General features: G+C 64.3%; 18 protein-coding genes and 2 pseudogenes. 10 read left to right on the forward strand and 10 right to left on the reverse strand.

The genetic code is table 11. From position 1 onward, the window contains the following. Positions 1 to 75: 75 nt before the first annotated feature. Entirely contained in the window at positions 76 to 1,314 is a 1,239-nt protein-coding gene (locus PALO_RS01865; protein ID WP_015582176.1) for a glycosyltransferase, read from the forward strand. After that, positions 1,311 to 1,943: a hypothetical protein gene (locus tag PALO_RS01870; protein WP_004809005.1), complete on the forward strand. Its 633-nt coding sequence runs from the start codon at positions 1,311 to 1,313 to the stop codon at positions 1,941 to 1,943. The genes PALO_RS01865 and PALO_RS01870 overlap by 4 nt, the downstream gene beginning before the upstream one ends. Before the next feature lie 43 nt (positions 1,944 to 1,986). On the opposite strand, the pseudogene PALO_RS01875 reads toward PALO_RS01870, so the two are convergent. Both PALO_RS01875 and PALO_RS01885 read right to left on the reverse strand, forming a co-directional pair. Beyond that, positions 1,987 to 3,347: pseudogene (locus tag PALO_RS01875) on the reverse strand (MFS transporter). 365 nt (positions 3,348 to 3,712) lie between these two features. Next, on the reverse strand, positions 3,713 to 4,333 hold the full coding sequence (locus PALO_RS01885) for a superoxide dismutase (protein ID WP_015582179.1): 621 nt from the start codon (positions 4,331 to 4,333) through the stop codon (positions 3,713 to 3,715). A 299-nt stretch (positions 4,334 to 4,632) separates the two neighbouring features. Here PALO_RS01885 and PALO_RS01890 point away from each other — a divergent pair, with 299 nt between their 5' ends. The 3 genes from PALO_RS01890 (at position 4,633) to PALO_RS01900 (ending at position 7,313) form a co-directional block, all read left to right on the forward strand. Next, entirely contained in the window at positions 4,633 to 4,860 is a 228-nt protein-coding gene (locus PALO_RS01890; protein ID WP_004808984.1) for a hypothetical protein, read from the forward strand. A 165-nt stretch (positions 4,861 to 5,025) separates the two neighbouring features. Then, a complete protein-coding gene (locus PALO_RS01895) occupies positions 5,026 to 5,712 on the forward strand; it encodes an ABC transporter ATP-binding protein (protein WP_177166500.1) in 687 nt (228 codons plus the stop codon). Further along, a complete protein-coding gene (locus tag PALO_RS01900) occupies positions 5,694 to 7,313 on the forward strand; it encodes a hypothetical protein (RefSeq protein WP_015582182.1) in 1,620 nt (539 codons plus the stop codon). Before PALO_RS01895 ends, PALO_RS01900 begins: the two co-directional genes overlap by 19 nt. Here PALO_RS01900 and PALO_RS01905 read toward each other — a convergent pair. The 6 genes from PALO_RS01905 to trmB form a co-directional block, all read right to left on the reverse strand. After that, entirely contained in the window at positions 7,297 to 8,124 is an 828-nt protein-coding gene (locus PALO_RS01905; protein WP_004808981.1) for an ECF transporter S component family protein, read from the reverse strand. The two genes, PALO_RS01900 and PALO_RS01905, sit on opposite strands and share 17 nt — an antisense overlap. Next, positions 8,121 to 9,776 (reverse strand): ABC transporter ATP-binding protein, encoded by a 1,656-nt coding sequence (locus PALO_RS01910; protein WP_015582183.1) that lies wholly within the window; start codon positions 9,774 to 9,776, stop codon positions 8,121 to 8,123. The genes PALO_RS01905 and PALO_RS01910 overlap by 4 nt, the downstream gene beginning before the upstream one ends. Continuing rightward, positions 9,773 to 11,035 (reverse strand): CbiQ family ECF transporter T component, encoded by a 1,263-nt coding sequence (locus PALO_RS01915; protein ID WP_177166370.1) that lies wholly within the window; start codon positions 11,033 to 11,035, stop codon positions 9,773 to 9,775. The genes PALO_RS01910 and PALO_RS01915 overlap by 4 nt, the downstream gene beginning before the upstream one ends. Before the next feature lie 74 nt (positions 11,036 to 11,109). After that, positions 11,110 to 11,730 carry a class I SAM-dependent methyltransferase gene (locus PALO_RS01920; RefSeq protein WP_004808978.1) on the reverse strand — a complete coding sequence of 207 codons (621 nt, stop codon included), beginning with the start codon at positions 11,728 to 11,730 and terminating at the stop codon, positions 11,110 to 11,112. Beyond that, entirely contained in the window at positions 11,730 to 12,566 is an 837-nt protein-coding gene (gene truA, locus PALO_RS01925) for a tRNA pseudouridine(38-40) synthase TruA (RefSeq protein WP_015582185.1), read from the reverse strand. The genes PALO_RS01920 and truA overlap by 1 nt, the downstream gene beginning before the upstream one ends. Next, a complete protein-coding gene (trmB, locus tag PALO_RS01930) occupies positions 12,563 to 13,387 on the reverse strand; it encodes a tRNA (guanosine(46)-N7)-methyltransferase TrmB (protein ID WP_015582186.1) in 825 nt (274 codons plus the stop codon). The genes truA and trmB overlap by 4 nt, the downstream gene beginning before the upstream one ends. Before the next feature lie 251 nt (positions 13,388 to 13,638). Between trmB and PALO_RS11810 the strand changes: the two are divergent. Beyond that, a pseudogene (locus PALO_RS11810) lies at positions 13,639 to 13,916 on the forward strand (DUF1540 domain-containing protein); the annotation flags it as partial. Between the two features lie 136 nt (positions 13,917 to 14,052). Here PALO_RS11810 and PALO_RS01940 read toward each other — a convergent pair. Both PALO_RS01940 and PALO_RS01945 read right to left on the reverse strand, forming a co-directional pair. Continuing rightward, entirely contained in the window at positions 14,053 to 14,949 is an 897-nt protein-coding gene (locus tag PALO_RS01940) for a hypothetical protein (protein ID WP_015582188.1), read from the reverse strand. A gap of 240 nt (positions 14,950 to 15,189) precedes the next feature. Continuing rightward, on the reverse strand, positions 15,190 to 16,137 hold the full coding sequence (locus PALO_RS01945; RefSeq protein WP_080634285.1) for an endonuclease domain-containing protein: 948 nt from the start codon (positions 16,135 to 16,137) through the stop codon (positions 15,190 to 15,192). A gap of 498 nt (positions 16,138 to 16,635) precedes the next feature. Between PALO_RS01945 and rplM the strand changes: the two genes are divergently transcribed. From rplM to PALO_RS01965, 4 genes are all read left to right on the forward strand, one after another. Next, on the forward strand, positions 16,636 to 17,079 hold the full coding sequence (rplM, locus tag PALO_RS01950) for a 50S ribosomal protein L13 (protein ID WP_015582190.1): 444 nt from the start codon (positions 16,636 to 16,638) through the stop codon (positions 17,077 to 17,079). 22 nt (positions 17,080 to 17,101) lie between these two features. Next, positions 17,102 to 17,623, forward strand: a complete 522-nt coding sequence (rpsI, locus tag PALO_RS01955; RefSeq protein WP_004808971.1) for a 30S ribosomal protein S9 — start codon at positions 17,102 to 17,104, stop codon at positions 17,621 to 17,623. A 304-nt stretch (positions 17,624 to 17,927) separates the two neighbouring features. Continuing rightward, positions 17,928 to 19,280: a phosphoglucosamine mutase gene (gene glmM / locus PALO_RS01960; RefSeq protein WP_015582191.1), complete on the forward strand. Its 1,353-nt coding sequence runs from the start codon at positions 17,928 to 17,930 to the stop codon at positions 19,278 to 19,280. A gap of 109 nt (positions 19,281 to 19,389) precedes the next feature. Next, positions 19,390 to 20,058, forward strand: coding sequence for a hypothetical protein (locus PALO_RS01965; protein ID WP_238137840.1), 669 nt, complete (start codon positions 19,390 to 19,392; stop codon positions 20,056 to 20,058). Positions 20,059 to 20,084 lie beyond the last annotated feature (26 nt).

Genomic DNA, 20,084 nt, shown 5'->3' on the forward strand with positions numbered 1-20,084 from the left:
CCGGCGCTCGTGGTTTCTGCGAACTCGACCCAACCCCGGACACCGTCATGCGTCATCACCACATAGGCTGAAGGAGTGACGACCCTCCGTATCGCTCAGCTCGCCAACTTCGTCGGCCCTGTTTCGGGTGGCATGAAGGTGGCCATCGACGCCCTCGGCAGGGGATACGTCGCTGCAGGGCACGAGCGTATCCTCGTCATTCCAGGACCGAGGGACCGCATCACGGAGTCGGAGTCCGGCATCACGGTCGAGATCGCGGCACCACGAGTTTCGGCCGGTTACCGCATGATCGCCACGCCTTGGCGTGCTCTCGACATCCTTGATCGCTTCCGGCCCACGTCCATCGAGTCCTCCGACAAGTGGACCCTCACCCCAGCTGCCGGCTGGGCGACTCGACGCGGCATCGGTTCGGTCCTGTTCAGCCACGAACGCCTCGACGACATGCTGACGATGTGGGTGCGTCGTCAGTTCGGCGTCGCCGCTGCTGTCGGCGCCCTGAATCGCCGTCTCTCCAAGTCCTTCGACGTGGTCGTCATCACCTCGGACTACTCCGCGGGTGAGTTCGCCGACACTGGAGCTCGCCTCGTCAAGGTTCCTCTCGGTGTCGACCTTGAGACTTTCCATCCGGACAAGCGCGAGCCCGGGCTTCCCACCCCGCGCCCCGACGGGCTCCTCAGGCTGTGCTACGTCGGCCGGATGAGTCACGAGAAGAGCCCGCAGTTGGCCGTCGCTGCCGCCGTCGAATTGCATCGCCGCGGTGTCCCGCTGCGACTGGATATGTACGGTGTCGGTCCCGATGCTGACACCCTGAAGGAGCAGGCCGGCGACGCCCCGGTCTTCTTCAACGGTTTCGTGGAAGGGCGCGACGAAGTTGCCCGTCGTTTTGCGGCGGCAGACCTCTCCATGTCAGTGTGCCCGGCGGAGACCTTCGGGTTGGCATCCTTGGAAGCTCTCGCCTGCGGAACCCCGGTTGTCACCGCCAACCGAGGAGGCGCACACGAGATCGTCGATGCCACCAGCGGAGAGGCTGGCAGTCCCGACGCCGACGGTTTGGCGGATGCAACCGTGCGTCTGGCCGACCGACTAGGACCCGACCTGCGAGAGGCCGCTCGACGGCGAGCCGAGCAGTTCACCTGGGAAGCCAGTGTCGAGAAGATGCTGGCTGTTCATTCCGAGATTGCCGCACGTCCTGGTAGGAAGCCCTACTGGAAGCAAAAACTCAAGGACCGGCACGACGTCCTAAGCGGCGTCGACGACCCACTCGCCCCGCAGACAGACGACCAGCAGATCGACGATCATCAGGAGCGCAGATGAAGAAGATCCCACTCGTGCTGGCCGGTGTGGCAGCCATCGTCGTCCCGGTCGTCGTGGCGGCGCCGAAACCAGAACCAGCCCTGCCTGAGGGGCCCGGCGACGAACCACTGCGTACCTTTGACGACGTCGTCGCGGCCTGCCGAGCGACGGGCAAGACCGGCTGGGCCCTCGTCGATGAGGCCACCCAGCTCGTCCACCGGATGTACACCCATTACTCCTGCTGGCATCTGTGGCTCAGCCCGGAGGCATCTCTCGCGGCTGGTCACGGCCACTCGGGGCAATACAACATCGTCCTCGGGCGAGTGCTCGAGGAACTCGGATTCCAGGTGAAGCCGGTCCATGCTGCACGCGTCCGGTTGGAGCACCACCCCTGGTACCACACCGGCCACAGCTGGCTGCGCGTCACGTACGAGGGCAAGGAGCTCGACGTCTGCGCATCACGTCCGGGCAACACAGCCGGAGACGTCGCCTTCGTCCCCATCACCGACGTATTGGACCGCACCAAGCTCAACAGCATCGACACCACCGTCGCCCTGGCGCCGATCACCGTCGTCAGTGTCTGGAAGTCCTGGCTGACGGGGTCGGGAATCCAGAGGTGGATATACCGGCCATTCGGGGTATCCGCCTGACCTGGCCGGCCCGGGATCGGGCGAGATCCCAGGCCCCAAGTGCTCAGGTGTCCATGAGCTCGCCGGTGGACGTCCTGGTGAGGGAGCGGTTCATGGTCTCCGGGGCCATGAACTGGCCCGTCACCGCGCCAATGACACACAATCCTGCCGCAATGACCATGCACCACTTGATGCCGATCGTCCCCATGCCGATGGGCAGCAGGTAGGTGCCGAGGAAGGCGCCGATACGGCTCATCGCCGACCCGAGTCCGACGCCGCTGGAGCGAATGTCGGTGTCGAAGATCTCTGACGGGTACACGGCGGTGAGGATGTCACTGTAGGAGTTGACCAGGGCAAAGACCGCCAGACCGAGCACCAGCACCCACGACGGCGCGTTCGTCCACAGGCCGACGACCAGCAGGACCACCATTTGTACCCAGAACGGGCCAATGAGCATGCGGCGGCGACCGATCCGGTCGATGGCCAGCAGGCCGATGAGGGCACCGACCGCGCCGACGGTGTTCGAGAGGATCGTGCCGGTCGCCTGGGACTTCACATTGAGGGACTCCAGCACCTTCGGGGCGTAGGTGAAGATGGCGAAGTACGGGGTGACGATGCACGTCCAGAAGATGCAGACGAAGACGGTGCGTCGCAGCTGACCCTTGCGGAAGAGCTTGCGGTACCCGTCCTCGCCGACCGACTCCGCGGCGAACTCCTCGGCCTCGAAGAACTCCGGACCCATGTGTTTCTCGACGATCTCACGAGCCTCGGCCTCACGGCCGTGACGAAGCAGCCAGCGTGGGGATTCTGGCAGACCGATCCGCAGGCCCAACACGACGAGAGCAGGAATCGCCGAGGTCGCCAGGATCCACTTCCACGAGACCCCGAGCCACAACAGCGCGTAGCCCAGCAGAACAGCGATGAGGAAACCGATACGCCAACACAACTCAAGGAAGGCCAGCTTCGATCCACGCTCCCGGGCCGGGGCGAATTCCGACAGCATCGGGGCACCGATCGAGTACTCGGCGCCGATGGCCATGCCCAGCAGGAATCGGAGGATGGCCAGGGACGCCCCGCCGGTGACGAAGGCCTGGGCGACACCAATGACGATGAAGGAAATGATGTCGACCATGAACATCTTCTGGCGGCCGAACTTGTCGGTGAGGTAGCCGAAGAGTGGAGCGCCGATGAAAATACCGAGCAGGCTTGCGGCGCCGACCAGACCTTCCATTGCGGGGGAGAGACCCAGGTCATGATTGATGTGCAGGATGACGACGCTGATCCGAGGTCGAATCCGTCGAGTCCGCCTCCGAACGCCGTGGCAGCGGTGACATGGCGCAGGAAGCGTCTGGATTCCGGGGAGATGCGTGTTGACGCTATCTCAGTATTGGGCACCGAACTGGTGGGCAGCGTGTTGGCGGCCATCGTGGCAGCCCCTTCCGGTGGCGGACAATGCACCACGAGACGATACCGAGCGGATCTGTAAGTCAATCGACTCACCGTTTTCGTGGCTGGTGGGCCGTTAGTTACGGTTTCGGCCCTGTTGAAATTTAGCCGTGGAGGGGGTCGCCTCGCCGAGATTCGTAAGTCCCGTGCATATATCGAAAGGATGGGGTGGGGCTGTCATCGCACGTGGCAGCTGGTGAATGGGTTTTCGGGATTACCACCAGTTGGTGGGTCGAGGTGGGGGCAAGCCGATCAGGGCAACGGCTCCTCGGGGGAGTGCGGCCCCAGACACACGACGAGGGGCTCGTCATGAAGACGAGCCCCTCGTGGGTTCAGACGGTCTCTCAGATGAGGCCAGGGGTCTGGGAACGGGCGCGATCGAAGCGAGCCTGGGCGTCGGCCCAGTTCACGACGTTCCACCAAGCGCTGATGTAGTCGGCCTTAACGTTCTGGTACTGCAGGTAGTAGGCGTGCTCCCACATGTCGAGCTGCACGACCGGGATCTGTCCGGACGGCAGGTTGCCCTGCTGGTCGAACAGCTGCATGGTGTTGAGGCGCTGGCCCAGGACATCCCAGACGAGCATGCCCCAGCCGGAGCCTTGAACGCCCTTGGCGGCCTCCTCGAACTGCTTCTTGAAGCCGTCGAAGGATCCGAAGAACTCGTCAATGGCGGCGGCGAGCTCGTTGTCCTCGGGACGGCCGCCGCCGTTGGGGGACATGTTCTTCCAGAAGACGGAGTGGTTGATGTGTCCACCGAGGTTGAAGGCCAGGTCCTTCTCGAGCTTGTTGATGGCTCCGAAGTCGCCCTTCTCGCGGGCCTCGGCCAGCTTCTCCAGGGCGGTGTTGGCACCCTGCACGTAGGTGTTGTGGTGCTTGTCGTGGTGGAGCTCCATGATCTTGCCCGAGATGTGGGGCTCCAGTGCGCCGTAGTCGTAGTTGAGATCGGGAAGGGTGTAAACAGCCATTCTTCCTCCTGTGGAACGAGATGCGCCATGGCTTCCGTCATGACGTGGCCCTTGGCGGGGCCGCTTGTTCGGTACAACACCGGAACTGTCTCCATCATTCCCACAACTGCGAGATTTTTCACGAAATGTGCCGGAATTGGTCCTGGCTAGAGCTCTTCAGCCTTCAGCGACGGCGACGAAGCCCCGTCCTGACGCACCTTCACGTACATATCTCTGACATGAGGCCTGACCGCTGACGCGGCCGGTCACACCAGACAGGAGCAGCTAGATGCGTGCCAAGCCCCCTTCCCCTATTGCTGATGCTGGCCTTCGTCGTTGCGATGGCTGCGGGATTCATCGCCAATACCGGCGGTGGCTGCCACACCTTCCCTGTCGCCCGGGTCGGCGCTGAGCTTTACCTGATCTGGCGCATCCACATGAATGTGACCAGCACCGGGAGGGACCTTCGGAACAGGCGGTCATACGCGGACGGAACAGACGATCTGGCCGTGGCTGCAACGCTGATCGGTTCCTTGGGTGTGGTCTGACAATGTGATTTGATGAATGATGTGACTGACCCCACAGGATCCTGGCCCATCCCTCAGACCGACGTGTCCACGCCTCTGGCGGCTCCGTCGACGAGTGACCCAGCCGTCAGAATCGACGGCCTCACCAAGAGGTTCGACGCCAAGATTGCCGTCGACAACCTGACGATGTGGGTTCCGCGCGGCTCCATGTTCGGCTTTGTCGGCCCCAACGGGGCCGGCAAGACGACGACGCTCTCGATGGCCACTGGGTTGCTGCGTCCTGACAGCGGCCGAATCGAGGTGCTTGGCCATGATGTCTGGGCAGATCCGGCTGCGGCCAAGGCCCAGATGGGCGTGCTCCCCGACGGGATGAAGACCTTCGACCGGCTTTCTGGCCGAGAGCTGCTCCATTTTTGTGGGACGCTGCATCGTCTCGACGAGGCCACCGTCAATGAGCGCACCGACGGTCTTCTCGACGCCCTTGGCCTGACGGAATCTGCCAACACCCTGGTGTGCGACTACTCCGCCGGCATGACGAAGAAGATCGGTCTGGCCTGCGCCCTCATCGCCGACCCGGCCCTGCTCGTCCTCGATGAACCCTTCGAGTCCGTCGACCCGGTTTCCGGTCAGACGATCCGCGCAATCCTGCGTCACTTCGTCGACGGCGGCGGGACGGTCGTGATCTCCAGCCACGTCATGGAGCTTGTCGAGTCTCTCTGCGACTCGGTGGCCGTCATCGCGAAGGGACAGCTTCACGCCATCGGGACCATCGACGAGGTCCGTCAGGGCAAGTCCCTGCAGGACAGGTTCGTCGAGCTCGTCGGCGGAAATGCCAACACTGGGGAGGGGCTCACGTGGTTGCGCAAGTCTTGAAATACCAGTGGCGAACTACTCTTGCCCCGTGCCGTAGGGGCGCCAAGGCCGGTGAGACGGTCGGGCTGATCTTCCTCATCCTGATGGCCCTGTTCCTCGGTGGGAATTACTTCTCCTACGTGTCCTCGACCGGTCAACTTGGCGTCGATCCTCGCGGGGCCACCACCGTGGCCGCAGGGGCCTCCCTCATGGTCTTCTGGATCGTGCTGCCGGTACTTTTCGGTGCTCAACCGATCTACACCGACCCCTCGCGATACGCCATGTTCCCCAGGCGTCCTCGGGAACTGATGCTTGCGTTCGTGACAGCCGGTCTGTTGGGTATGGGAGGAATTGTCACCCTGGTTGCGGCAGCCTCACATGTTGTCGCATGGTCTAGTGCGGGCGCGATCGCGGTCGTTGCGGCCGTACTCGGTGTCCTACTGGGGTGGTCCGGCGCCATGATCGCATCGAATCTCCTGCTGGCCGCGATGTCGGCGGTGCTGGCCAAGCGTCGATTCCGCGAGACCATGATGGTCTTCCTCGTACTCCTGTGCTGCGGACTGGGCGTCGGGATGCAGTTCGTGACAAGGGCTGATGCGACGACCGACGCGATTCCGGTCAACGTCGGACGGATCGTCGGTTGGACCCCGCTGGGATGGGCCTGGTCGATGCCCTGGGAAGCTGTCAGCAGCACGTGGCTGGCACTCATCGTCAAGCTCGTCCTCAGCATCGCTGGTCTTGCACTCATGGTGTGGGCCTGGCAGGCCATCGTTGACCGTCGCCTCGTCTCGCCAGCTGGAGACGGCGGCGGTGCCGAGAAGATCAAGGCTGAAAGCCGGATTGATCGCATGTTTCCGGTCACCCCGACCGGGGCTATTGCCGGACGCACCCTGCGCTACATGAAGCGCGATCCCCGAATGGTGTCTCTGCTGCTCAACACCTTCCTCATCCCGGTTTTTGCTCTGGTCCCGATGTTCATCAATGGCGGGGACGAGGTGAGCGGCACGACGTCAGCTCTCGTTTTTACCGCGCTCCCCTTCATGGTCATGCTGTGCGCGGTGCCGCTCTACGCGGGTTCACTCATCAGCTACGACGGGACGGCCTTGTGGCATCACATTGAGGCGTCGGTCGCTGGTGCGGAGGATCGACGCGGTCGCGCGATTGCTTACCTCATCGTCACGATGCCGGTTGGTTTGCTGCTGGCCCTCGTCATGGTGTGGCGTTATGGTCAGTGGGAACTGTTGCCGGTGGTGGTCGCCGAAGCCTGGAGTGCCCTCCTGCTCTCGACGGGGATCGGCTCGTGGATGGGTGTCGTCAATCCGATGCGGGTGGCTGACAACCGCAAGGGGAGCGGGTTCAACTCCGGTTCCGGGTCGTCGACGGGTGCTGGCTGCCTGGGGGCCCTCATCGGCATGGTGGCAGGTGTCATCACCGCCATCCCGATCGGCCTGCTCGTGATGCTGGTGGGGATGACCGACAACTCGTGGTGGAGCATCCTCCTGACCTTCGTCGTCGGGCTGGCGTGGTCCCTCCTGATACTGCATGTTGGGATCATCGTGGGCGGGCGGAAGCTTGATCGCAGCTGGGATAAGGTGCTGAAGAAGGTCACTCCGGTGTCGTGAGCTGTGGTGCAGATTCTGCCGTTGACGCGCCGAATTGAGCACGTCGGGAGGCTCGGCGCAGCACCTGTAGTATCGGACCGCCCAGCAGCGCCAGGCAGATGACGTTGGTGAGCGCGCGTCCGAGGTTCCAGCCCATGGACGTTGCGACGTTGAACAGCACGAAGTGCCACAGGTTGGTCAGCGGAGACGCGTGTGGGTCGAAGGAGAGCTGGGTGCTGGTACCCAGGTTGAACGGCCAGAAGGCGAAATCCATCAGCCAGCCGTAGATGAAGGCGGAGATAAATCCCCAGCCGCACAGCCACGCTATTTCGGCTTTTCCCCTGGCGCGAGGGAGGAGGCCTGCTCCCAGCCCGACGAAGCCCGAGGCGATCATCTGGTAGGGCAGCCACGGTCCGAAGCCTGCCGTGAGCAGGGCGGACGCGAACATCGTCGTCGTACCGAGGACGAATCCAAAACCTGCGCCGAACACCCTCGCGCCGAGAATCATGAGGATGAAGACGAAGGAGATGCCGGCCATCGACGGGCTGAGGGTTCGTAGCGCTGCCCCACAGGCGGTGAGGACGCCGATCATGGCGATGGCCTTGACGTCGATACCGTCAGAACTGAGCTGGGACACCACTACGGCAAGCACCACCGGCAGGATGGCTGCGAAGAGGAAGGGGGTACGCGTCTCGTAGTCGGTCGAGCTGCCGGGGTCGAGGAACAGCGGCCAGCAGAAGGCCAGCAGCCCCATGAGCGCGGTGACGACGAGCAGCACCCGCGATGTCGTTGACGTGCGGACGGCGACGTTCTGCTTCTGTCGGTTGCTCATCGGCCCGCACCTCCCGGGTTTCCCACGAGCCTCTTGACATCGGCGATCGTCATGACGTCGGCCGGGTGGAAGACCTTGGCGATCTGTGGGCTGAAGGCCGGTGAGGAGGTGCACACCGAGCGTGTGGATCCGTCGGCCACAACGTGGCCGGTTGCCATGACAATGGTGCGGTCGGTCGTTGCTGCTGCGAATTCCACGTCATGGGTGGCCAGCAGGACGGCCGCAGGAGCTCCGGTGGCACCGGCGGCGATGTCCTTGACGATTCTCGCCAGCTCGTTCTTCATGGCGTAGTCGAGGCCGCGGGTGGGCTCGTCCAGGAGGAGGACGTCAGGGCGGCTGGACAACTGGATCGCGAGCACGAGGGCCAGCCGCTGCCCCTCCGACATGTCACGAGGGTTGCGATCTTCCGGTAGTTCCACGCCCAACTGGGAGAGGATGGCTCGCGTGGTTCCCCTGGGGACGTCGGACTCCTTGTCAGCCTGGGCGCACTCCTCGGCCACCGTCGGCAGGTAGAGCAAGTCAGCGGCGGATTGGGGAACCAGGCTCACCATCTTCCGCGCGGTTTCGGCGTTCGCCTTGCGCGGGTCGGTCCAGGATCCGTCATGGTTGACAAGGACCTTTCCCGAGGACCTCGTCGCCCCCTGGACGGCCCACATCAGCGATGACTTGCCCGACCCATTTCGCCCCATGAGGCAGGTGACGGTTCCGAGCCCCAGGGTCGTCGTCATGGCGTCGACGGCGTGGACCGTGCCGTAATCGACACCGACTTTCTCCAGCCGCAGCACCTCGTCACCGTGGCCCTGCCAGGTCATGGTCTCGGAGGGTTGTGGTGCTTTCGGGAGGTCGGGGCGCGTACCGACACGACGGCGGGCCTCGCGCACTGACAGTGGGACGGTCGGCCATCCCATGGCCCGGCCCAGTGCGGCCAAGGGTGGGATGATGTCAGCGTGAGCCAGGACTTCCTCCGGGCGACCCTGCACGATGGACCCGTCACCGGGAAGCCACCAGGCGGTGTCGGCGGCGTGCATGACGCGTTCCAGTCGGTGTTCGGCCAGCACCACCGTCAGTCCGACGTCATGGACGAGCGTGGTGATGGAGGCAAGAACGTCCTGGGCTGCGGTGGGATCCAGCGCGCTGGTGGGTTCGTCGAGGACGAGGATGCGAGGCTGGGCTGCAAGTACAGCGGCGATGGCCACCCGCTGTTGTTGGCCGCCTGACAGGCTCAGCAGGGCCCGACGTCGCAGGTCGGCGATCCCCATGAGGTCCAGGGTTTCCTCGACCCTCTTGCGCATCACCGACGGGGAGATGCCTAGCTGTTCCATGCCGTAAGCGATCTCGTCCTCGACGGTGTCGGTGACGAATCCGTTGACCGGGTTCTGCCCAACGACTCCGACGACGTCAGCCAGATCGCGGGGACGATGCGTGCGGGTGTCACGTCCGGCCACCGTCACGGTGCCGTCGAGACGCCCACCGGTGAAATGGGGGACGATTCCGTTCAGCGCCCCCAACAAGGTCGACTTGCCGGTGCCGGTACGCCCGACGACCAGCGCCAGGTCACCCTCCTGTACGGTCAGGTTAATGTTCCTGAGGGTCGGGGCCGTGGCACCGGGGTGGGTGATCGACACGTTCGACAGGGTGATGACATCGGTCATGACTCGCTCACCTGATCTTTCCGGGGTTTCCACGAGGCTGCCTGCTCCGGGTCGGCTGACGCGGATCGTTGAGGCGCCGGGGTGAGCACCCCGGGTAGGGCGGCCGCCACGACGACGATGAGCATGGCCGGTTCCAACGATGGCCAGACCACCGGCGAGGTGGGGACGGTGATGGCCTTCGGATTGGCCTGGGACAGCCAGATCATGGCAATCATCGCGACGGCGCCGCACAGGCATGACGCGGTGGCCTGCCAGGTCCAGGGATCGGGACGGTATCGGCTCACCCCGAGACGACGTCCCGAGGTCCGCAGACCGATGATCGACCCGATGACGCCGACGACGATGAGCACGATGCCGACGTGTTGGCCCATCCGGTCGGCCAGGAACCACGAGCACAGGCTGCCAGGGGCGCAGGTCGACGGGTCAGCGCTGAACGATCCGGTCGGGTTGGCCAGGATCCCGTAGCAGCCCAGGGTCAGCCCCATCACCGAGAGGACGAGCAGAATTCGTGTCCCGGGGCGGATCCGTCGGTCGTCGCGGGTTCGACCGTACCCACGCGACTCCATTCCACGGGCCAGGGACATCGAGGTCTCCACCGAGTCCTCGAGCACGGGGACGAGCACTGCGACGAGGGCCCTCATTCCCTTCCTGGTGTCACCACGCAGCCGTCGGGCCCGTCTGACTCGTTGCACTGACGCGATGAGTTGGGGAAAGACCGCCAGGGCGATGACGATGGCCACCGAGACGTCGTGGAGGGCGGCCGGGACCGACTTGAGGACTCGTCGTGGGTTGGCCAGGGAGTTTGCGGCGCCGAAGCAGATCAGCATGCCGGCCAGCCGAAGGGCGTCGTAACCGGTGGCAGCCAGGCCCTCAGCGGTGACCGGTCCACCGAGCCGGATCCCGGCTGCCCAGTCGGGCAGGGCCACCTCGGGTAGCCGGAAGAGGACGGTTCCTGTCCCGTCTCCTCCTATCAAAACCTGGAAGAACACCCGGATGACGACGACCGTCAGGGCCATACTGGCGTAGACACCGGCAGAACGAGCCCAGGGCTCGTCGGTGCGACGCAGGGTGACGACGAGTGTTACGGCCGCCGTGATGAGCACGACGAGAAGGGGATTGTTGGTGAGGCTGATGGCGATTCCGCAGCCGGCCGCCCAGCCCCACCATGACCATGGGTGGACTGTCCGGGTGCTGTCGTGCGTCGGGGCAGAAGGATTCTCGACGACCGGGTCGGCCGTCCTCGTCACCAGTCTTGACACAGCTCAGCGCCAGTTCCAGTCGTCATGAGGCATGGCCTCCCTTCCTATCGGCACCACGTCAGCTTACGACGAGCTCAGGCGTTGACGTCGATGACCCGGAATCCTTTTGCGGAGGCAACCCGGGCGGCGTCGAATCCCTGGCCGCACAGCCAGCGTGTGAGGGAGTCTGCGCCGAGGTTCTTCCCGACGACGAGGTGCGCGACTCCCTCGTCGGTCAGCCGCGCCAGCCAGGTCGTCAGCATCTCGTGCAGGATCGGCTTGCCGACGCGGATCGGCGGGTTGGACCAGATCTCGTCGAAGCGCAGGTCCGAATCGACCTCCTCGGGACGGCAGGCGTGGACGCGGTCGCCGATCCCGAGGGCCTTGGCGTTGCGATTGGTGAGGTCGATGGCGAGGTCGTTGACGTCCACGGCGACGACCTTTGAACCGCGGCAGGCCCGCGCCAAGGCACAGGCGATGGGTCCGTACCCGCAACCCAGGTCGAGGAAGGTGCCGTCGGAGGGCGGGGGAGTGACCTCGCGCATGAGGACGGCGGTTCCCGGGTCGAGACGTGCGCCGGAGAACACTCCACCGGCGGTCGTCATTATCATGGAGTCGTTCCAGACGTTGACGGTGATGGTGCGGGTCTGCACCGGCCCCTCGGGGGTCGTGAAGTAATGGCTGGGCGCGTGGTCATCGCGGCGGGATCGGCTCATCAGTCCTCCCAACAGGTGTCGCAGAGTTCGTCGTGGCTTCGACGGGAACGCGCTCGGGCGGCACGCTCGGCAAGGTCCTCGTCGGCTGGGTAGCCAACCTCCTCCAGGGTGAGTCCGCAGGCTGGCATGACGAGCACCGACGAGGCCCGCGACGTGCTGGCGGCGACCTCGTCGAGCCAGTGCTGGTCGCGGCGGCCGGAGGCGACGGCCGTCAGAGCTCCGATGAGGGACCTCACCATGGAGTGGCAGAAGGCATCGGCCCGGACGGTCACCTCGATGGTCCCGCATGGGTCGTCGAGACGTTCGGCGTGGCAGTCCAAGAGGGTGCGGATAGTTGTCGCGCCCTCGCGGTACTTGCAGAAGGCGGCGAAGTCGTGCAGTCCGAGAAGGGAATCGCCGGCCATATTGAGGCGGTCAAGATCGAGGTGCCCTCGTACGGATGCCACGTGGAATCGCGTCAGCGGATCGGGTCGGGAGGATTCGTCCCACAGCCGGTAGACGTAACGACGCCACAAGGCCGAGAAGCGGGCGTCGAACTCGCCGGGGACAGGGCGGATGGACCTGACGACGACGTCGGGATTGAGGACCCGCGCCAACCGGCGCAGCATCGAGGAGGTGTCGATGTCGTCGGGAAGGTCGACGTGGGCCACCTGGCCGCGGGCATGGACCCCGGCGTCAGTTCGCCCAGCCACCGTCAGTGGGGTTGGCTCGCCGAGCCGGAGCACCCGGGGAATCCATGTCTCCAACTCTCCCTGAACGGTGCGACGATCCGGCTGTGCCGCCCACCCCGAGAAATTCGCCCCGTCGTAGGCGATGTCCATACGCCAGCGGTTCATGACTCGTCCACACGACGCCAGGTGAGGTCGTGGACGGTTCGCCCAGCTGCGAGCCCCTTCTTCTCGTAGCGAGTCACCGGGCGTTCGTCCCAGCGCGGGCTGAAACCGTTAGGACCCGCATTGACCGGCTCGAGCAGTGGCTCGGCCGACAGCACCTCGACCATCCAGGTCGCGTAGTCGTCCCAGTCGGTGGCCAGACGCCACAACCCTCCCGGGCGCAGTCGTGACGCCACCAGGCGGGCCATGTCGGGGTTGACGATGCGGCGCTTGTGGTGACGCTTCTTGTGCCAGGGGTCAGCGAAGAAGGTCCAGATCTCGTCGACCTGACCGGGATCGACGAGGTGGTCCAGACCGGCGGCGGCGTCAGCGAGAATGATGCGAGCGTTCGTTGCGCCAGCGGCATGGAGCTTGGTGAGAGCGCTGGCGACCGAGGGCAGATATACCTCGAACCCGATGAAATCGCGCTCGGGGTGGGCTGCGGCGAGGGTGGCCAGGACGTCGCCGGATCCGGCCCCGATCTCGAGGGTGAGTGGGGCGGTGCGTCCGAAGATCCGGGACAGGTCCAGATGGGCGTCAGGGGCCACGGACGTGCTGGTGGCGTCGCGCGGGACGTCAATCATGTACGTGCTGGCCAGGGTATCCATGGCTCGCTGCTGGGAGACGTTCATGCGGGGGGACCGACGGACGAAGGATACGACGCCGCGCCGAACGCGGTCACCCGAGCGATGTGCGCCGGCTGAGTGGTCGTCGGAGTACTCCGCGGTATTGGGTAGCGGGGTGGGGGAGTCACACCCGGAGGCAGCGTCGAGGTCGTCGGTCATGAGCACACATGCTAGGCGATGGTGCCGACAGTGTGCGTCGACGAGTTTCCGAAACCCAGTGGTTCTCAATTCCATGTGTTTAAGAAAACGCGATCACCTGGGTATTAGAAAGTCGATCTAAAATTAGTTTGTTTGCTAAGTCAAGGTTCATTCCACCTTGTCAGATGTAACTATGGGATGAGAATTGCCTCTCTGGTGGATGCTGTTTTCAGTGTCTGTCATTGACCATGCCAGACGTGCGGTGGTTACGTATGAAAGGTTTCGACATGCCTACCGCGGCTTTCGTTGTTTCCCGAAACTGCACTGATTGGGCCTTCAATGATTCTGGCTGCACCGCCTTCGCGGTGGCTGCCGGGGAACCGTCGGAAAGCCCACCCATGTAACCATTGCCCATCTTGGTGCTCGCGCCGGCCTCAGCTCGGCTGCCGGACGCGTTGGCGCATGTCGTCGCATCCGTGACGACAGGCTCCTGAGCGCCGCCAACGAGGTCGCCATCAGTGGCACTGTGGCTTGCACGGCTTACCGGGCCGGTAAACCAGTCGTAGGCATCCTGCCTGTTCGACATGGCGCCGTGAGGTGTCGCACCCCTGACGCAACTGATCGTTGTGGTTCAGGCGTGGGCCCCCTCGGGGGAGAGGAGGCCCACGCTGTCCCGGTTCCGGCTGTCAGACACGCGTAGGGCGTACCGGACCCGAGTTCAGGGGGAGCTGGGCTATGGCGGCCTCGAGCTCAGGGAGGGACGATGCCTCCCGGTCCAGAGGTATGAACACCGCGCCCGTTTGATCGGGGTTGACGTACATGAGCGTCAGCCCGGTGCGATCAATGTCCGCGCAGAACACCCGTCCCACGGTGTGGGGACATGCGTGGTGGGTGGCGCGCGACCAGCAATTGCAGCCCGGTAGTTTTTCCTGTCTCACCGCGTCGCACAGCTGCGACAGGTGAAAGTCGCCAAGGGAAGCGACGACGTCGAGGGCTGAGAACTCGTCATCGATCGATGGGAAGACTTCGTCATTCGGCATATCGGCGATGAGGGTGGGGATGTCGATCTCTGCGCTTCCCATGGCGTCGTGCAGGATGGCCTGACGCGGGTCAATGACGCCGATGAGGCCATCGTCGAATCCGGTGATCATCGAGACTTCACTCGGCAACACGTCAGTTGTCAGCAGGTAATCGATCTGGTTGGCGCTCAGCCAGGTCACGGTTCCTAGGATGTGGAGGGTCGCCGCCAGCAGTCGGATTCCCGGTTCTGGGGAATCCTTGGAAATCTCCAGGCGAACATCGGTCGGTAGGCCGGCAGGAATCTGGCAGAGTGCCTGGGTCGGGTGGGAACGTAGGGCGACGACGAATCGTCCTGATGCCGTGACTCCGTGAGCCTGCAGATCGCACGTCCATTCATCGAGGTCTCCGTCGGCCGAGATCATCGCGTGGGCGACCATTGTGGGCATGCCGGCACCGCCGAGTATGCGGCGGGCGAGCGAAGAACTGCGTTGTGACAAGGTCGATGCGATGCGGGTCGTCGGATCCGAGGCCATGCCGTCGTTGGTGTTTCCGGTGGCAGTCATTGTCACACCCCTTCCTCTTAGGCGAGCCTAATCTAACATGATGAGGCTGTGGGGGATAGGCCAGGGTCGGATTGCTGAAAGGTCCCGTGGTGATGCCGATAAGCAAAGGGCCTCGTGCCACCTGGAGTGGCAGCGACATTCGGTCTTATCGGTAATTCCACGAGCCGGGCAGCATGAGTGGCCGCGGTAAGGGTAGGTGCAGGGGCTCGGTGCAGTGGCTCTCGGTGAGAAAGGTGAGTGTCAGGCGGGAACGATCCCGGCCATGGTTTGGCGCAGGATGTGTTCAGGAAACGTTGTCCGGGGGCGGTGTCGTCGGTGAAGGTGGGAGGCAAGCCAATCCAGCACGAACTGTGGATGTTGCCGAATCATGGTCGGAGTAGTATGGAGGATCTTCCATCCGGAGCGATCAAGGTTCGCTGAACGCATCATCGTGTTCTCATAGCCGTCAATCGTTCCGTGGATCGCTCGGCCGTCAATCTCGACCGCGACCTTCTCGGCCTCGAAGGCCTTGTCGAGGATGTATCGACGGTTTCCGGCTCGCACGGCCTGATTTGGTTTCACGCCGGTGATGCCGACAGCTCGCATCAGTCGTCCAAATTCCAGTTCCGGAATTGACCAGGATCTGAGGTTGATGTCGGCGAGGGCGGAACTGATCTGGCGTCGGCTGAATCGCCAGGACAAACTGGATCGCGAGGCTCGACACGACTCCGGGCTCACCAACCCCTGCCGGAGTGCTTCGCAGACCCACGCCCAGTCCCCGTCGAGCGCCAGGAGGAGCACTGACACCTCGGGCTCCACGACCCACATGCCATATCTCTCCGTCACGTACCGACGGGGGACTCGCCATCGGTGAACACGGATCCCCTCCCGTTCAATTGAACGGGTACGTGAATAGGCCTCGACCTCCTTCACGGCATCGAGGTCGTGGAGGTGCTGGCCAGGTGGTTTCAACCCCTGCATGACAAGGGCGGCCTTGCCGATGAGTACGGCGTCCCGGTGCCACATGTGCACCGCTTTGATCCGCACCCTCGGGTCATTCGCAACTGATGTCGGGGACACAACACCGGGAAGTATCCGCACCGCTTTTCCGGCGGCCACCGCTCGGTCTGCTTGCCCTCGCAGGTGACTGAATCGATGGATACGGGCCACTCCGCCATTCGCACGCCATTCGAAATCGAGTTCGTTCATACCCTCAGTTGTCGTCTGCGGCTCCGAAATTCGTCACCCACTTTGAAATCTGTGGACAACTGGATGGGAGCACTCCAAGGCCGCTGTGGACAACTCCTGATGGGTGCTTCTCGCTGCTGTCACAGGTGGCAGTCGGGCGGCGACCTCACGACATGGCCTCGCGGTCAGGATCGGGGAGGGGCATGGGACCGGGGCTGAATACACCTGGAGTCGCGAGGTTGGGGCACGGTCGTCACCTCGGCGACCAGGGGGCTCACGCCGTACCGTCTCTGATTTGAACCTCGGCCTGCAGCTCGTGTACGCTTCTGCTGTTGCCTTCGAGCAAACGGGAGTTGGCCACCGCGGTCGCTCCGTCTGTCCGACACAGCGATGTCGTGATGCGGTTCCGGTCTCCGGCGTGTCACGCCGTCGAGTGGAGGAATTGCCCGCAGAGCACCACCACGTTGCAAGATCCCTGTGCGTCACTTCACGCATGGGACCGAGTTCGAGAAGGTACCTGTGACCACCTACAGCCCCAAGGCCGGCGAGGTGCAGCGCAATTGGTACGTCATCGACGCCGAGGACATCGTCCTGGGTCGTCTGGCCACCACCGCTGCCAACCTCCTGCGCGGCAAGCACAAGCCGCAGTACGCCCCCCACATCGACACCGGTGACTTCGTCGTCGTCATTAACGCCTCCAAGATTGCGTTGACCGGCAAGAAGGCCACTGACTCGCTGCGTTACGACCACTCCGGTCGCCCGGGTGGTCTGCGCGTCACCAGCGTCGGCGAGATGCTCGAGAAGGACCCGCGCCGCGCTGTCGAGCGCGCGGTGTGGGGCATGATGCCCAAGAACAAGCTGTCGCGTCAGCAGCTCAAGAAGCTGAAGGTCTACGGCGGCCCTGAGCACCCGCACGCTGCGCAGAACCCGCAGCCTTACGAGATCACCCAGATCGCCCAGTGATCGCCCACGAAGGATTGTGACAGTGACTGACACCGCAACCGAGAACCTCGAGAACACCGAGGTCACCCCGTTCACCGAGGGCGACCGTGAGATCGCCTATCGCACCGACTCCAACCCGACCGTGGCCGCTGGCGACTCCAATCGCCCCGCCATGATCGCCGCCGGTGCTGCCACCGGCCGCCGCAAGGAGGCCATCGCCCGCGTCCGCATCGTCCCCGGCTCTGGCCAGTGGAAGATCAACGGCCGCACCCTGGAGGACTACTTCCCGAACAAGGTCCACCAGCAGATCGTGACCGAGCCCTTCACCACCGCTGGTGTTGAGGGTGCCTACGATGTCATCGCCCGCATCGGCGGTGGCGGCATTACCGGCCAGGCTGGTGCGCTGCGTCTGGGTATCGCCCGCGCGCTCAACAACGTTGACGCCGAGGCCTCCCGTCCGGCCCTCAAGAAGGCCGGCATGCTGACCCGTGACGCCCGCGTCAAGGAGCGCAAGAAGGCTGGACTCAAGAAGGCCCGCAAGGCCCCGCAGTACTCGAAGCGCTGATCTGGTCCTTTCCCGGAACTCGGGGCGGCCCTCCCACTGCGGGAGGGCCGCCCCGAGGTGTTTCTTGGCCCACTTCCAGTTGCCGACGAGAGGGGGTTTCTGTAACGCGCGTGGTTTGCCCGGGAAGTCGCCAACCCGCTGTCATCTCTCGTAGCAGCACCCGAGGTGTTCATCGGTAACTCCACGGATGATCTGAAAACCCCTCGAAGACACACCCGACGCCGGTTATCGAATCAGCCCGATCCCGGTGGGCTCAGCGGGTATTTCGTTCACTTGGTGTGAGCGGTGGGTAGAGTGGCATTTCGTGGCACGACTTTTTGGAACTGACGGAGTGCGCGGTGTGGCCAACCAGGACCTCACCGCCGAACTGGCCCTCGACCTCTCGGTTGCGGCTGCCCACGTCCTGGGCGAGGCTGGTGCTTTCGGGCACCGCCAACCCACCGCGTTGGTGGCACGTGACCCTCGCGCCTCGGGCGAGTTCCTCGAGGCGGCAGTGTGCGCTGGTCTGGCAAGTGCAGGAGTCGACGTCCTGCGCGTGGGCGTCATCCCGACCCCGGCCGCGGCCTACCTCGTCAACGAGTACCGCACCGACCTCGGCGTCATGCTGTCGGCCTCTCACAACCCGATGCCTGACAACGGCATCAAGTTCTTCTCCCGCGGCGGTGTGAAGCTCCCCGATGATCTCGAGGACGCCATCGAGCAGCGCATGGGGGAGCCGTGGGCCCGACCCGTCGGCGACAAGGTCGGACGCATCCGTTACACCCCGCAAGCCGTCGACACCTACGTCGACCACTTGGTGCGTTCCCTGAGACAGCAGGACACCCTCAAGGGTCTGAAGATCGTCCTCGACACCGCCAACGGTGCCTCCTACTACACCGCCTCGGCCGCCTTCAAGGCCCAGAGTGCGGAGGTCGTCGCGATCCACGACCAGCCTGACGGCCTCAATATCAACGAGCGCTGCGGTTCCACTCACCCGGAGAAGTTGCAGGCCAAGGTTGTCGAGGTCGGGGCCGATATGGGCCTGGCCTTCGACGGCGATGCCGACCGCTGCCTGGCCGTCGACCACGATGGCAACATCATCGACGGCGACCACATCATCGCCATCCTCGCCCTGGCTCTGCAGGAGGACCATCGCTTGGCCTCCAACACCGTCGTCGCGACGATCATGAGCAACCTCGGCCTCATCCTGGCGATGCGTGAGCACGACATTCACGTCGACCAGACCAAGGTCGGTGACCGCTACGTCCTTGAGTCGATGAATGCGAACGGGTTCTCGCTTGGCGGCGAGCAGTCCGGTCACGTCATCATGAGCGAGTTCGCCACCACTGGTGACGGCGTCCTCACTGGTCTGCATCTGGCAGCCCGCGTCGCCCGCACCGGCAAGACCCTCAAGGAGCTCGCCTCGGTGATGACTCGTCTGCCGCAGGCCCTCGTCAACGTGCGCGGGGTCGACAAGTTGCGTGCCGGTATCGACCCTGACGTCAACAAGGCGGTTGCCGATGCCAACCAGAAGCTCGGTGACACCGGGCGCGTCGTGCTGCGCCCGTCGGGCACCGAGCCAGTCGTGCGCGTCATGGTCGAGGCCGCCACCCAGGAGGAGGCTGACCAGATCTGCTCCGAACTGGCCGAGACCGTCAAGAGCTGCCTGGCCCTGTGAGGCTCTGATCATGGCGTTGTTCCGTCGCCGCCCTGATGCCGACCTACCCGGTCTGGACGTCGGGGCGGCGAGCCGTCTGCGTGGCATGGTCGAGGAGTCCTTGTCGGCCATGGGAATCGACGCGAGGGTCGAGGGTGATCATGCCGTGACCTCTGTTGGTGACATCCTCCTGGTTCCCATGGTCGACGAGCTCGACGGTCATGATCGCGGGGACTGGCAGCTGGTCGTCGACGAGCTCGTCACCCGCATGGTGCGCTCCCTCCTCGACGGGGCGACCCGTCTGACCGACGCCACCCTCGCTGGCCACGTCGTCGTGAGGATCCTGGGTGACCGGGAGCGAGCCGGACGCAGTTTCGACTACGCGCGTCCCTTGGTGTCCACCGCGACGGGGTCTCCTATCCCCGGACTTGTCGTCGCCCTGGCGTGGTTGGACGACGAGGTCGAGCTTCTCAACGACGCGGCTCTGGCTGAGATTGACGATCTGGACGCCGCTTACCGTCGCGGCTCGGAGAGGTTGGCGACCGTATTGGCCGACGGTCTCGACGTCACCCGTGAGGGGAACCTCGTCACCGTCAAAGGGTCGTCCTGGCTGGTGTCCTCCTGGCCTCTCGTGCCGGGGTTGGGGCAGCCCATCGTCGATGAAGTGGGAAATGACGTCCTCGTCGGGATTGAGTCCCCGGACAAGGTCTTCGTGTCGGCGATCGGCCACGCACACGAGCTGGATTGTGCCTTGTCGCCGTCACGGGTCGCAGACCCCTTCGCCTGGCGCATCGGCTGAACAGTCGTTCCGGTGGACCGTGGCCA

Source organism: Cutibacterium avidum 44067, assembly GCF_000367205.1.
Classification (GTDB): Bacteria; Actinomycetota; Actinomycetes; order Propionibacteriales; family Propionibacteriaceae; genus Cutibacterium; species Cutibacterium avidum.